This is a genomic window from Candidatus Cloacimonadaceae bacterium (assembly GCA_030693415.1).
Classification (GTDB): domain Bacteria; phylum Cloacimonadota; class Cloacimonadia; order Cloacimonadales; family Cloacimonadaceae; genus JAUYAR01.
Genome location: JAUYAR010000052.1, coordinates 1 through 13,253 on the forward strand (window position 1 = coordinate 1; position 13,253 = coordinate 13,253).

Genomic DNA, 13,253 nt, shown 5'->3' on the forward strand with positions numbered 1-13,253 from the left:
TATCCTACGGACTGGTCATTCGCTTCCAGTTGCTCTCCACCCCACCTCACGGTGACGCAGTTACCTTCGGCTACAGAGTTTTAACGGTGCTCTGAACAGGACTTTCACCTGTCTGATATGTATCGCTCACAGGCGCACGAACGCCGACGTCCTCGTCGGCGACACGAAGGGACTCTATCCCGTTTACGACAGTAGCGATGATACTCTCACATCCGACAAAGAAATTGACTTTTCGTGCAAAATCCCTTTACGGCTATGGGAGATAATGGTGCGCAAACTCCAAGTCTTAGAAATAGCTCTGATTTCCATAGAGCCGCCATTTATTTCCGTCGTAATAGAAATAGGAGGCATCGCCGCTAATGTTTGGTTCATCCAGAATGAGTGTATCGGAGGCGGATTGAAAGCGCATTAGCATGGTCGCGGTGGCGCGCTCTCCATTCACAGAAATGAGAATGTTTTCCATATTGAGCATGGAATAAAGTGCCATGCGGTCGAGCCAGAGTTCACGTAGCTGATAGTCCCGCATGCCTTTGTGCAAATAGTCCGGATGGGCATGACGCATGATTCCGGTAATGTTGCCGAAATTGAAACTGACCGAGATGTCATAGAGGATATCCCGGATCTCGGAAATGGCGGTGTCGTCGGGATCGTTCCAACCGCAAGAACCTATCATAAGTGCTATGATCAGCAATATAATAAGCCGGATGAGCAGAACCCGTGAGGGCATTATTTATTCCTGGTCAGCAGTGCCAGGCACTCAATGTGCCAGGTTTGGGGAAACATGTCGAAGGGTTGGATGAATTCGACGCGGTAGGCGTCTTTGGCGATGAAGAGTTTCATGTCCCGCGCCATGGTCATGGGCGAGCAGCTTAAATATATGATCCTGGGGATCTTGGCGCTTAAAACAGCTTCAATGACCGAAGCTTCCAAACCCCCGCGAGGTGGATCGAAAACGATGGTGCTGAATCTGCCTTGTTCCTTGTCCGCCAATAGTTTCGGAAGCTGATCCTCCACCCGCGCGCGGATGAAGGAAAGATTGGTCAATCCGCTCAGATCGGCATTGAATTCTCCATCCATGCAAGCGAACTCGTTTTCCTCGATACAGACTACTGTTTCAGCATGCTGGGCAAGGGGAATACCGATCGCGCCAATGCCGCTAAAGGCATCTATCACTCTATCCCGCTTGGAGATAAGCCCCGCGATCTGGTTCACGATCAGGTCCGCTGAATAGGGATTGACCTGCCAAAAACTGCGATAGTGAACTCTGAAGCGGCTGCCGCCAAGCTCGTCGATCATTGAAGGTTCGCCCCAAAGGAGCTTTTCCTCGGTGCCGAGAATAATGTTTCCGCGCTCGCGGTTGATGTTTTGCACGATGCCGCAAAGCGTTGGAAATTCTGCGGTTAGCTGTTTCACTAATAATCCTGAAAAAGGCAGTTTGGCGCTGAGGGTGACGAGCACGAGCAGTATCTGGCTGCCGTCTTTGTTCATCCGGAGACCGAGATGCCTCAGGTTACCTTTGTGGCGCAATTCGTCATAGTCATCAATTCCGGAATTGAGGCAGATATCGGTCACGCGTTTGGCGATGGCGTCAAAGACCGGCGGGTGTATCTGGCATTCATTGTGGGAAACGATGTGGTGGGAGAATCTGGCAAAAATGCCGTATTCCATGCCTCCGGCACTTTTGCCGACGGGCATGAAGACCTTGTTGCGATAGTGCTTTTCCTTTGGAGAAGGGATGATGTCGGCGATTTTGTCCGCAGCGATGAAGGGCTCAAAGACTTCGCGGAGCAGCGAGTTTTTCCACTTCAATTGATGGGTATAATCCGCCATCAGCCAATCGCAGCCTCCGCAGGCAGGGTCTTTGGTGAAGGCATCACAGGGTGGGGGAAGATATCCTTCTCCACGTGAGATATAGCGCAACACTCTGGCAAAGACGATCTCCTTACGCTCATGGCTGACGTTGGCGTCAATGACATCTCCGGGAAGGGTTTGGGAGACAAAAACGGCTTTGGAATTGGCAAATCCGATGCCATAACCGTTCATCGTCATTCTTTCGATCTTGAGCTGATAGATCTGTTTCATATCATCTTCCTAAGCCGCTCAATGCGGTCTTTCATGGCTGGGTGTGTGGCATAGAGCGATGCCTTGCGAGTATTGTTGATCTTTGCCGTGGCATAGGCGTCCGTCTTCTTTTCCGGAACGTGGAGACGTCCGATCTTTTCCAGCGCGTTGATCATGTTTGCGGCACCGGTGAGCCTTGCTGCTCCACCGTCCGCGCGGTATTCGCGAAAGCGTGAATAACTGCAGATGGGGATGTATGCAAGCAGGAAAAGCACGTTTTGCAAAAGCATTACCACAATGAAATAGCCGAAAAAGCCAAGTCCGCCTCTGCCGTTTTTGTCGCGCATGGCGACATCCAGCGCGAAGGCAAGAACTCTTGCCAAAAACATCACGAAGGTATTGACCAAGCCCATCAGCAGAGTCATCGTAACCATGTCTCCCTGTGTGATATGCGTCATTTCGTGTCCGGCTACGGCGGCGATCTCCTCTTCGGAAAGATTGTCTAAAAGACCACTGGAAAAGGCGATCAGGGAGCTGTTTCGCGTGGCACCGGTGGCGAAGGCGTTTGCATCCTGTGATGGATAGATCCCCACTTCCGGCATTTTGATCTTCTCAAAGGCTGCCATCTTTTCGATCGTATCATAGAGAAAGCGGGCTTTCCCACTCGCCTCTTCGGGTTTGACGAGCTTGACCTTGTATGCCAGCTTGACGGCGAACTTGCTCGTCCACAAGGAGATAAAGGATCCGGCAAAGCCGAAAATGGCACAGATGGCAAGCAGTCCCCACAATTGATCCATGGGGATATTGATCAGGGACAGAATGACGGAGATCACCATCATCACCAAAAGGTTCGTAATGATGAAGATCCCGAAGCGTTTTAAACCGGTCATTAATACTCCAATTATTTCAGCATCAACATCTTGCGTGTGCTGCCATAGCTTCCGCTCTGCATACGGTAGTAGTAGATCCCGCTGCTTACAGGCTTGCCGTTGTTGTCATTTCCGTTCCAGACCGCACTATGGACACCGGCGTTTTTGCTTTCGTCGAGAAGGTTCTTGACCAATTGACCCTTTTGATTATAGATATCAATGTGCACGATTCCCGCTTCCTTGAGGGAGAAGGAGATGCTCGTGCTGGGATTGAAGGGATTGGGATGGTTTCCGATCAACGCAGTTAACAGATTTGGTGTTCCGGGGTCGTCATTGGAGGATCCGGTAATCACGCTGGCGGTTTGGGATGGTGGAGACGCGTATTCTCCGAAATAGATTGCTTTCACGAAGAAGGTGTAAGTTCCTGGGGGCGGGACATCTACGAGATTAGTGAGGTTGGGATCATTTTCCGTAGCGATAAGTTGGTTGTTGCGAAAGATCTGGAATCCGCTCAAGCCCCAAGGCAGACCGCCTGTGAAACCCCATGTGAGCAGAACATGCGTTCCGGCAAAGACTTCCGCAGTGAGAAATGAAGGTGCCAGGAATTCTGCCAGGAAGAAGTCATTCGCATTTCGGGGTGTGAGATAGTTTCCGTCCGTGCGGGAATTGGGGATTCCGGTGAGCCGGACGGGGACGTTTGGCATCTGCGTTCCGATGTAGTTCACGTCATAGAAAGTGGTGCGAAGATTGATCGTCTGGCTGCCGTCGAGATTGGCGATCGGATAGACGGTGCCGTTGGCAAAGTTCTCTCCGGTATCGGGGAAAAGCACTCCGTCGAAGGTTACCAGCTCGGATTCATAGTCCTCGAAATTATTGATAAAGCTCTGGAAAGTGATCACTTGGGGGACGACTACGTTGCCGGTGGAGCTGGGTGCGCCGGGATTGATCGTGGGAACTAATTGCAGCATTCCTCCATAGACGGATAGGGTGCCCACAAGGTTGCTAAAGGCGTCGCCGACAAAGTAGGGACTGGCGATCACGCCATTCAGATCGTCGATCAGGATTCCGGCACTGCCGTCCTGGATGAATTTCTGGTTACGATATGCTTGGGCAAAAGTCACCACCGCTTCACCGGTTAGGCGATAGATCGTTGTCCCTGTGGGAGATAGACGCAAAGCGGCGATGGTGGATACATTTACCGGGAAGGTATAGGTAGCCGAGCTAATGGAGGAAGGAGGGAATCCGGTGAGAAATGCAATCGCTTTCAATGTGGTGGTGGCGGAGATATTGATCGGGGTTGAATACAACGCCGATGAGGTGGTCGGGTTGCTGCCGTCCAAGGTATAATAAATCGCCGCGCCGGTAGTTGTCGTGCTGATGGAAACAGTTATGGGAGAATAGTATGAGCCGGCGGGGACGCTGAAGGTGGGAGCTGCGACGTTGCCTGTAGTGGTTTCAAAATCGGAAAGCCACCGTGGTGTGAAATATGCTCCGTCCGTGCGGGAAGTGGGAATGCCGGTGATGTGCCTCGGCGATGTGGGCAGAGGGGTTCCGATATAATCCACGTCATAGAAGGTAGTGCGGATGTTATAGTCCGAATCCTGATCATAGCTGGGATAGACGATGCCGTTGGCAAAATTGCCCGTGGGGGTGGTGAAGGATACTTCCGTCACCTTGATCAGCCTGGATTCATAGGTTTCAAAGCTGCTGATAAGCTGTTCATAACTGACGGTGAGAGGGGTCACGGTATTATTCGTCGAGCTTGCCGCGGGGGCATTCAAAGTGGGCACAAATTGCAGCATTCCACCAAACTCGCTGAGCTTTCCGGTGAACCCGGTAATCCCGTCATAGACGTTGTATATTGTGGTGATTATCCCGTTTACGTCATCGATGAGCAATCCCGCGCCGGTATCCTGCACATATTTCTGGTTGCGGAAAGTCTGTTTGAAGGTCAAAATCACTTGGCTAACAATTACATAGACGGTGACTCCATCCACAGGCATGGTTCTGAGCTGAGCGAGCGAATTGACCGTCACCGGGAAGCTGTAGGTGCCCGTGGCGATGTTTGAATTGTTGTGCCCGGGGGCGGTGGCGATGGCTTTCACCGTGGTGGTTTGCGAGATCGTGAAAGGAGCGGTGTAGGGTGTGGAAGCCGGTGTGGGCGTCGTGCCATTAGTGGTATAGAAGATGCTTGAGCCCGCTGTGGAACAGGATATCGAGACCGAAACCGGCGCCGCGAAAAATCCGGGCAGGGGCGCAAAAATGGGTGTCGCGGTCGTGGGTGTTCCGCCTCCGAAGGCAGTCCATTGGAGGTTGTCGATAGTGAGCTGCCGGTTCACGGCTCCACCGGTGATATGCCTGATCTCAATCACAACGTTGCCGGAGACATTGATGCCATTCACTGCAAAGGTATGAACCGTCGGATCTCCACCGGTAGGTTCGCCAAATTCCTGCGAGTTGGCGATGAATACGTTGTTCACATAGAGCGCTACCTGACGCACTCCAGAGGAAGTATATGCCTTGCGCATCTGCACGCTGAAATCACCGATTCCGTTTGGAATCGGATCGGAGATGGTCCTGCTGGGGGCGTCGGAGCGGCGTAAAAGCATGCCGTTGCCCTCAATCTGGTTGACGTTCGTTCCGGCGGTGGAACCGGTAACATGCCAGTAATTCCAGGTCACACCGTTGTCTCCGACGAAGTTTCCGTCGATATATGCGGTGCCGGTATAGGTAAAATTGGTAAAGGTCTCCAGACCTTGGGCGTTCAGGATCCCGATCAATGCGATCAGGATCAGGGCGAATAGTACTAGCTTTTTCATCTTCAACTCCTTGAAGGGGTATTTATTTATCTCATTTATTCTTTGCTCACTATCTATACAATAAGCGAAAGGACAGATTTGAGGAATGTGGATTATCGGCAAGGAAAATCTTTTTCAGGGATCAAAAATCCGTTTCACAAGCCTTGCCCGCAGTTCTTGCTTGACAGATTTTGCCACTCCTGATGATTTACCATAGAATGAAAATGGAGATTAGGAACATAACAATGAATAAACTGTTTGTTAGTATCCTGCTGAGCGCGATAATGCTAAGTGTGGCTTTTGCACAAAGCCCCGCGGCGGAATTTAAACAAAAGATGATGGCTGCCGATACCGAAGCCAAAGCGCTGGCTTTGATCCATGAATATCTGCCCAAGCTGAGCGATCTGGAAGACTTGCGTGCTTTGCAAAACTACTGGATGCGTCTGGATGCCAATGCCTGCCGTGCTTTTTTTGCACGGAAGCATCGTGAAGAACCAGAATCCCCCGCCTATAATTATCTCTATTTGCGCAACCATGAGGAAAACTCCGTGCAGCTTTCCGGTTCGCGCTCCTTGATCGCCCAAGCGCCTGAGTTTTATTGGGCATACCGGCTTTTCTATTCCACCTATGCCCAAATTATGATCAATGAAGATGAAAAAGCCGCCTTGACAGAAGATCTGAATCGGCATCGTTCCACCGATCTTGCACTTATGCAGGACGGACTGGGACGTTTTCCGGCAGACGACTATGCGCTGCTCGCCCTGTTTCACTACTTCAATCACGCCAAGGATCATAGCCGGGCGGAATCCTATCTCATTCAGTTGCGGGACATCGGCGCCCTCGAAACGAATTTTAACCTCATGCTCCAATTTATCAAGGAATCCAAGCGCATCCGTGCCTTCGAAATCCTCTTTCCGCGCATGCTTTCCTCCGCGGTCGCGAACCGCAAGATTCCCGCGGCGGACAGCATCCGGGTCTATAACAACTACCTGATGTTCGTCTATCAATCCGCCAGCCTCTGGGATGAGCTGGAAAGCTGGCTGAACGCCAACCCGGAGTATCTAAACAGCGATTCCACCATCCTGATCCGCATCGAACTGGCGATCGTCCGCAAACAATATGATGCCGCAATGAATCTGATCGATCTGGCGTTGGCAACAAATAGCGTCACCGTGGACGACCTCGTCGATCACGAACGCTATGCACCCTTGAGAGAACGCCCCAATTGGGATATCTATGTCAAAACGGCGCGCGCCAACGAGGACATAGCCAAAGCCCAACGCCGCGTGGAAACCATTGCCAAAAGGATATCCAAGCCCTCGCCGGATTGGGAACTGCCCGACGAAAAGGGAAACATCGTCAAACTGAACGATCTCAAAGGCACGCCGATACTGCTCTATTTTTGGGCTACCTGGTGTACGCCATGCCGCACGGACATGCCTCTGATCGAGAGTTGGATGAAGACTTTTACCATGGATAGAATCAAGGTCTTTGCCGTCAATACCTGGGAAAACGATTCCCCAAAAGCAGTAGCCTACATGAAAGAAAATCGGCTCAGCATGCCCTTGCTCTTTGGTAATAACGATCTGATGACCGCTTTCAACATTTCAGGCATCCCTTATATCTGCGCTATCGACAAGGATGGAAAGATCGCCTTCGAGGAAAGAGGGTTCGGTGATTTCATGCCGGAAAAGCTCACGGTTTGGATGGAAGAACTTCTGAAATAAGGAGATATCGCAATGCGCAACCCGATCAACAATCTCCTCACGCCTCAAGAGCAGAAAGTGCTGCTCTATCTGGCATGCTTTTTCATGCTGGGAGGGGCTTTGAACCTGATGGGATGGACTCCTTTGGCGGCTTCGAAACGCCCCGTCTCGACCTCCGAGATCAAGGAAACCGTCAAGACCGACGCCGAGATCAAAATCGACATTCGCACTGCCACGAAAGAGGAATTGATCCTACTGCCCGGCATCGGTGAAAAACGCGCCGCGGACATCATCGCCCGCCGCAAGGAAAAGCCTTTTCAAAATGTGAGCGAGATCATGGATATCAAAGGCATCGGGCAGGGCACCTACGAAAAGATGAAACCGATGCTGATTATCTTCGGCGATAGCGAGATCGTCGCCCCCGTTGCCAAAAGCCCATCCACAAAGGAAAACGGCGGCACAAAAAAGTCAACACTCAGCAAAGCGGACGATGACTCCATCGTCAATATCAACTCCGGTGGCATATCCGAACTCACCAAACTCAGCGGCATCGGCGAAGTCAAAGCAAGAGCGATCATTGATTACCGCAAGGAAAACGGCGCCTTCGGCAGCATCGAGGACCTCGTCAAGGTCAAAGGCATCGGCGCTAAGACGCTGGAAAAGATCCGTCACCGCCTTGCGATTTGATGTTTTGAAACGGATTATACGTTTTTAATTGACATAAAATGGCATTGTGTCAGCATGGTTTCATTAAATAAGGTTATTGGGAGAAATGATGAAAAATACAGGACGCAGTTGGGTGCCGACCGTCACGCTGGCAAAGCTCTTCGAGGAACAAAACCAGTTCTTCGACGCTATTGCCGCCTATGAATTGATCAGCCAAAACGATGCCTCGCCCGCAGTGCGGGAGCGCATCGAAGCTCTGCACATCCGCATATTAAACGATCCCAGCAACCGTTATGATCCCCGCATTGAAAAGCTCTTTACGCCTGAGGAGCTGGCATATCTCAAAATCTTGAACCACAACGGTTTTGAGAATATGGCACAAGCCGCGCAAAAGATCAGTGAAGGCGCCCTCGATGCCGATATCTTTTTCGATGATGATGAGGATTTTGGCTTCGAAGAACCCGAACAGCGCGACCTGCTCACCCAGATGCTGATGGAGATCGAACAGCAAGCCCAGATGAACATCTTAGACACCGCCACCGAATATTCCGAATACACCGTTCGGGATCTCATGATCGCCCTTTTGGGCAAATTCGATCCCAAACAAAAGCTCAACGACATCAAATTTAGCGAACTTATCTCAATCTTTGTGGAGATGCAGAGCTTCAAACCCAGAGATTGATGAACAACAAGGACTTGAGCAAATACAACAAGCTTTGCGCGCGCTGCCGCAAGAAGTGTAAGCAGGAAAAACGCATCATCGTGATCTCCTGTCCGCGTTTCGTTGCCGAGCCCGTGCAACTGATGGTCAAGCTGAAGTTTCCCCCCGGCAGACCCAAAAAGCTCTGATTTTCCGGAGCCCCGATGCGCATCATCACCGGCAATTTCAAGGGCAGAAATCTCTTTATGGTACCGGGTGCGACTACGCGTCCCACCTCCGCTTTCAACCGTGAAATGATCTTTTCCGTGCACCAGGATTATCAAGGCGCGCGCGTGCTCGATCTCTTTGCCGGAACGGGTTCGTTGGGTTTGGAAGCTCTTTCCCGCGGAGCTGCTTGGGTGGACTTTGTGGAGTTTTCCTCAAACGCGATCTCAGTTCTGCTCAAAAACATCAAATTGCTCGGTTGTGCCGATCAATGCCACGTTTTTCGCAAACGCGCGGAAGTCTTTTTGACCGATCCGCGCGAGCGCTATGACATCATTTTCCTCGATCCCCCCTACGATAAAAGCCTGCTCAACCCCATCCTGAAAACCATTTTTGCCCACGATCTGTTGCTCATTGGCGGCATCGTCATTGCGGAACATAGCCCCAAGGAGCCCGTCGCGGAAGAGCTTAGCTCCTTTGTCTATAAGGATAAATGCACCAAAACCTCCAGTTTCAGCTTTCTGAGCAGAGCTGAAAACGAGTCAACGGCAAGATAGATATTGGCGTTTCGGAAGCAGGGAGCCCAAGCTCCAGATTCCACGACCCCAAATCAATGCAGCAGGATCAATCTCTTTGTGAGCGTGGTTTTCCCGGCGTGGACGCGGTAGAAGTAGATTCCCGAAGGACAGGTTTTCCCCGCTGAATCCCTGGTATCCCATTGCAGCAGATGGACTTTGGCTTGATTGTCACTATGCAGGCTGCGCACTTTCTGCCCCCTCAGATTGAATATATCCACCCGTGCCGGCATCGGTTTTACCAACCTTAACTCTATGCTACACATACCATATACTGGATTTGGGTGATGGTTTACACTCAGCGGGTCTGGCAGCAGGTTCTCATTACTGTTTCCCGAAGTATAGGGAATGAGGTAGAAGGTTGTTTTGGGCATGAAACCAATATGTTGATTGGGGTTGGCGGCAGGATTGTTCATGGGATTCAGATTTAGGTGGTCGCTAAAGAGTTTTCGGGAGCGCAGGGGATCGGCAGCCTGTGCCTGAAATGGCTCCACCCCTGTCTGATAGGAACTTGGGATGGGGCGAAACACCACCAGTCCGAGGTTGTGGATTCCATTGTAATAAATGGCGGAAGACAGTGGGATATTGATTTCGTTTGATCCAATGGGAAAATCCACCAAGCCGTTAAATACCGGAATCAGGATACCGCTCTCGATCAATCCAGCGGCAAGATCGTCCTGAACCACGTGTGCCAGATAGACATGGATCAATTGGTTTAGGAAACTCTGCAGGGGAAAATTGTTGTAGAACGAGATTGAAGTGATCCATCCGGAAGTGTGGTTCATCTCTTCTGCGGTGAAAACGCACTCATAGAGGGTGGATCGCCAGTAAAAATCTATCGGGATGCGGGAAAGCTGATCCCCGGCTCCGATAGTGATGGGAATAGCATCTCCGATGATTACCGTTTGGGGGTCTCCAATCGGCATGGGATTGCCCTGTTCATCGATGATAGCCAGGTAGCCTTGAATCACATACACACCCGGATCAAGCGGATGGTTGTGCGTCATATTAAAGATGAAACTGGCTCCGGGGTCAAGTGTAAACGGAATCACCACTGGTAATACCATTTCGTGGACAGCCTCTCCATTGATGCTGTAATAGCTCATCTCGGAATCCGGGAATTCATAGCTAAAGGTCTGATCTCCGATGTTTTCCACGATCAGCCGCATCTGGATTATGTAGCCGCTCACGGAATCAATCACCAGCTCGCCGACAAGCTGCGCCTGCGCGCTCAGTGGGATCGCCCCAAAAAGCAGCGCAACAATCACAAGAGACAACGCAAGATATTTCATGATCAGCTCCTTATTATTCTGTTTATAATAAAGCAATTTTTGTTCCGTATCGGCATTCCACCTCATAGTATCTGTTCTTGGCGTGCCTTACAAAAAAGCCTCGCCATGATGACGAGGCTTCTTCATTTATCCCATAGTCATTATGATACTATTTCAGCAAGATGATTTTCCTTGTAGCAGAATGCTGCCCGGTAATCATCTTCACAAGGTAAACCCCGGATGTACACAAGCGGTTATCCTCATCCATGCCATTCCATCTCACCCGGTAATTGCCGGCGTTCATCGTACCGGATATCAACGTGCTGATGCGCTGACCCCGGATATTGTATATCTCGATTTTAACGTCTCCCGCTTTGTCCAAACCGTAGGCGATGGTTGTAACAGGATTAAACGGATTGGGATAGATACTTTGGATGCTGGTAATGAGCGGTATTTCAGGAGTGACCGGTACGTCAATGCCGCCGGTCAAAGTGGCGCTCACAGGTCCGTGATAATTGAACTCTCCGTTCATATCCATGTTTTGCAACCAATAATACCAGGTACCGAGCTGAACTTCTCGATCCGTAAATCGATAGCTTTGCTCCTGAGATGTGTTCGTTGCCGCAATTAAAGGACTGACCATCTCAGCGCTTTCCAGATTGCTAATGGTGTTGCGATAGATATAGAAACCCAAAACTTCTGTTTCTGATTGTGTTATCCAATCTAACTGAACAAAGTTCTGTTGAGTGGCAAGCGCAGTAAAGGATGACAATTCGACGGGACATGTGTCAGGCACATTTATCCAGTATAATGCAAGAGCAATTGGAGGAATTGTCCATGGATAAAATTCTGGAGGAGGCTGTGTTAGATTAGCTGGAAGGACTATGATATCCCACGCTTCGAAGTAGCCAGCACTCCACAAATTAGAATCGTATATTGAGCCCCAGTTAGAAGACCACCAATTAGCAATATCAAGCAAACTCACATCACCTTCGTTTCCAATGCTCGGAGGCCAGATTCCCACGTGTACGGTTCTTGGGCATTCTATATCTGTTAAATTGATATCACCACCACCTCCAGGAATAATCTCGAAAACAAGACCATCGGGATTATAGAAAGCTGTGCTAGTGGTAAATACACTTCTATCCAAAGCCAAAGCATCAACCCCATTAGTTAACCCAGGTGGTAAAGTAGATTCCTCAAAAGTGAATGCTTCATTTTGCCATCCACCACCGCTAAAGTTTACAGCTGTGATAAACGTGGGATTATTAATCGAACCTTGGTAGCAAATTATTTGATCACCGGCAAGCAAAGTTGATGTTCCGAATATTCCTAAAACCCTAATCCAGTCACTTACAATTGGGGCATAAATGACGAATGGTAAATATGCAGGATAGAATTCCGGCACAGTCAATTTAATGTGCCCTTCATCAGATGAGTTTGCTGGCAAGAAAGTACCGTTACTCCTAACTCCACAGTCAGTAAAATATAGTTCCGTTCCTGGTTCCAGAGCTACTCGACATTTGAAATAGAAGGGGTCACATATTGCTTCTCCCTCGTACCCGATTTTGAGAATCTTAATGTCCCCCGGCAATAATACAGTTTGTGCGTATAGCGTTGTTAGGCTCGTAAGTGCAGCGAGAATAACCACAAAGGCCACAATGGTAGTTTTCATCTTTCCTCCTTATAAAACTTTTCATTGATGACATTGCCCTTTTTATTTAGAACCATACAGGCTGTCGAGTATTATTTTATATAATTCACATCTTTATTGGAGTGGTTGTTGAAATTCATCCACAAAACTACGCGGCAGTTATTGTATTCCTGCATAGATAGTGGTCTTGAGTGCCATTAATCAGCGATAAACCCTCCCGCGATTTTGGATTTATCCTTTCCTGTTCCAACTATGTCCCAATCATGGACTGTCAGGTATCTTTCTGAATGAGGTAGTTTTCAGGCTAACTCATTGCAGGATAAGTCATAGCATGTTTCTCCGCAGCATCGGCATGCTGCGCTACTCCTTAGCATTACGGAGTCAATACGGACTTAGTCCGTAATGAGTCCGTATTGATTCCGTAATGCGAAGGGGGAAGAACCGGAATTTTTGGGTGCGAGTGAACGGGTGAACCAGTCATACCAGCGTGTCATTCCAGCGAAGGCTGGAACTGGAATCCAGTCTTGACTTAAAACTCAGCCTGACAAGGTTTTAGTGCAGCAATCAGATGTCAACGGCGGAGTTTTGGTTCAAAGCGAAGTTTCAGCTAAATTGAGGCGTGAATATGGAATTACCGACGTCCCCGTCGGTTCGTGCGCGGCAGCTTGAAAATTAAGGGTGTGAAGCTTACACGCCAGCTTTTCCAGATCCGTAAATCTGGTTATAACTCAATATAAGCCCTTTATCATCAGCGGGGTACGCCATATCTTACGTAGGGCTATTATTAA

At 49.6% G+C, this 13,253-nt stretch carries 11 protein-coding genes; 5 read left to right on the plus strand and 6 right to left on the minus strand.

Annotated elements, in window-relative coordinates; all coding sequences use genetic code 11:
- Window positions 1-286: 286 nt before the first annotated feature.
- From Q8M98_03230 to Q8M98_03245, 4 genes are read right to left on the minus strand one after another with little or no spacing between them, the layout of a single operon-like run.
- Window positions 287-727 carry a hypothetical protein gene (locus Q8M98_03230; protein MDP3113768.1) on the minus strand — a complete coding sequence of 147 codons (441 nt, stop codon included), beginning with the start codon at window positions 725-727 and terminating at the stop codon, window positions 287-289.
- The gene (gene rlmD / locus Q8M98_03235; protein ID MDP3113769.1) at window positions 727-2,082 is read right to left on the minus strand and encodes a 23S rRNA (uracil(1939)-C(5))-methyltransferase RlmD; all 1,356 of its coding nucleotides are present in this window, start codon (window positions 2,080-2,082) and stop codon (window positions 727-729) included. The genes Q8M98_03230 and rlmD overlap by 1 nt, the downstream gene beginning before the upstream one ends.
- Window positions 2,079-2,951, minus strand: coding sequence for a protease HtpX (gene htpX / locus Q8M98_03240; protein ID MDP3113770.1), 873 nt, complete (start codon window positions 2,949-2,951; stop codon window positions 2,079-2,081). The genes rlmD and htpX overlap by 4 nt, the downstream gene beginning before the upstream one ends.
- A gap of 11 nt (window positions 2,952-2,962) precedes the next feature.
- Window positions 2,963-5,749, minus strand: a complete 2,787-nt coding sequence (locus tag Q8M98_03245; GenBank protein ID MDP3113771.1) for a chitobiase/beta-hexosaminidase C-terminal domain-containing protein — start codon at window positions 5,747-5,749, stop codon at window positions 2,963-2,965.
- Window positions 5,750-5,973: 224 nt separating this feature from the next.
- Here Q8M98_03245 and Q8M98_03250 point away from each other — a divergent pair, with 224 nt between their 5' ends.
- The 5 genes from Q8M98_03250 (at window position 5,974) to rsmD (ending at window position 9,522) form a co-directional block, all read left to right on the plus strand.
- Window positions 5,974-7,455 (plus strand): TlpA disulfide reductase family protein, encoded by a 1,482-nt coding sequence (locus Q8M98_03250; GenBank protein ID MDP3113772.1) that lies wholly within the window; start codon window positions 5,974-5,976, stop codon window positions 7,453-7,455.
- Window positions 7,456-7,467: 12 nt separating this feature from the next.
- Window positions 7,468-8,121 (plus strand): helix-hairpin-helix domain-containing protein, encoded by a 654-nt coding sequence (locus tag Q8M98_03255; GenBank protein ID MDP3113773.1) that lies wholly within the window; start codon window positions 7,468-7,470, stop codon window positions 8,119-8,121.
- A gap of 88 nt (window positions 8,122-8,209) precedes the next feature.
- Window positions 8,210-8,782: a hypothetical protein gene (locus Q8M98_03260; GenBank protein MDP3113774.1), complete on the plus strand. Its 573-nt coding sequence runs from the start codon at window positions 8,210-8,212 to the stop codon at window positions 8,780-8,782.
- Window positions 8,782-8,949 carry a hypothetical protein gene (locus Q8M98_03265; protein MDP3113775.1) on the plus strand — a complete coding sequence of 56 codons (168 nt, stop codon included), beginning with the start codon at window positions 8,782-8,784 and terminating at the stop codon, window positions 8,947-8,949. Before Q8M98_03260 ends, Q8M98_03265 begins: the two co-directional genes overlap by 1 nt.
- A 15-nt stretch (window positions 8,950-8,964) precedes the next feature.
- Window positions 8,965-9,522 carry a 16S rRNA (guanine(966)-N(2))-methyltransferase RsmD gene (rsmD, locus tag Q8M98_03270; protein MDP3113776.1) on the plus strand — a complete coding sequence of 186 codons (558 nt, stop codon included), beginning with the start codon at window positions 8,965-8,967 and terminating at the stop codon, window positions 9,520-9,522.
- 53 nt (window positions 9,523-9,575) lie between these two features.
- Here rsmD and Q8M98_03275 read toward each other — a convergent pair whose 3' ends face one another.
- Window positions 9,576-10,832, minus strand: coding sequence for a T9SS type A sorting domain-containing protein (locus tag Q8M98_03275; GenBank protein ID MDP3113777.1), 1,257 nt, complete (start codon window positions 10,830-10,832; stop codon window positions 9,576-9,578).
- A gap of 148 nt (window positions 10,833-10,980) precedes the next feature.
- Window positions 10,981-12,486: a T9SS type A sorting domain-containing protein gene (locus tag Q8M98_03280; protein MDP3113778.1), complete on the minus strand. Its 1,506-nt coding sequence runs from the start codon at window positions 12,484-12,486 to the stop codon at window positions 10,981-10,983.
- Between the last annotated feature and the right edge of the window lie 767 nt (window positions 12,487-13,253).

What these genes read in the sequence shown, in the direction of transcription:
- Q8M98_03255 (MDP3113773.1), top strand. Translation starts at nt 7,468, where the DNA reads ATGCGCAACCCGATCAACAATCTCCTCACGCCTCAAGAGCAGAAAGTG.
- Q8M98_03275 (MDP3113777.1), bottom strand. Translation starts at nt 10,832, where the DNA reads ATGAAATATCTTGCGTTGTCTCTTGTGATTGTTGCGCTGCTTTTTGGG.
- rlmD (MDP3113769.1), bottom strand. Translation starts at nt 2,082, where the DNA reads ATGAAACAGATCTATCAGCTCAAGATCGAAAGAATGACGATGAACGGT.
- Q8M98_03245 (MDP3113771.1), bottom strand. Translation starts at nt 5,749, where the DNA reads ATGAAAAAGCTAGTACTATTCGCCCTGATCCTGATCGCATTGATCGGG.
- Q8M98_03260 (MDP3113774.1), top strand. Translation starts at nt 8,210, where the DNA reads ATGAAAAATACAGGACGCAGTTGGGTGCCGACCGTCACGCTGGCAAAG.
- Q8M98_03230 (MDP3113768.1), bottom strand. Translation starts at nt 727, where the DNA reads ATGCCCTCACGGGTTCTGCTCATCCGGCTTATTATATTGCTGATCATA.
- Q8M98_03280 (MDP3113778.1), bottom strand. Translation starts at nt 12,486, where the DNA reads ATGAAAACTACCATTGTGGCCTTTGTGGTTATTCTCGCTGCACTTACG.
- Q8M98_03250 (MDP3113772.1), top strand. Translation starts at nt 5,974, where the DNA reads ATGAATAAACTGTTTGTTAGTATCCTGCTGAGCGCGATAATGCTAAGT.
- htpX (MDP3113770.1), bottom strand. Translation starts at nt 2,951, where the DNA reads ATGACCGGTTTAAAACGCTTCGGGATCTTCATCATTACGAACCTTTTG.
- rsmD (MDP3113776.1), top strand. Translation starts at nt 8,965, where the DNA reads ATGCGCATCATCACCGGCAATTTCAAGGGCAGAAATCTCTTTATGGTA.
- Q8M98_03265 (MDP3113775.1), top strand. Translation starts at nt 8,782, where the DNA reads ATGAACAACAAGGACTTGAGCAAATACAACAAGCTTTGCGCGCGCTGC.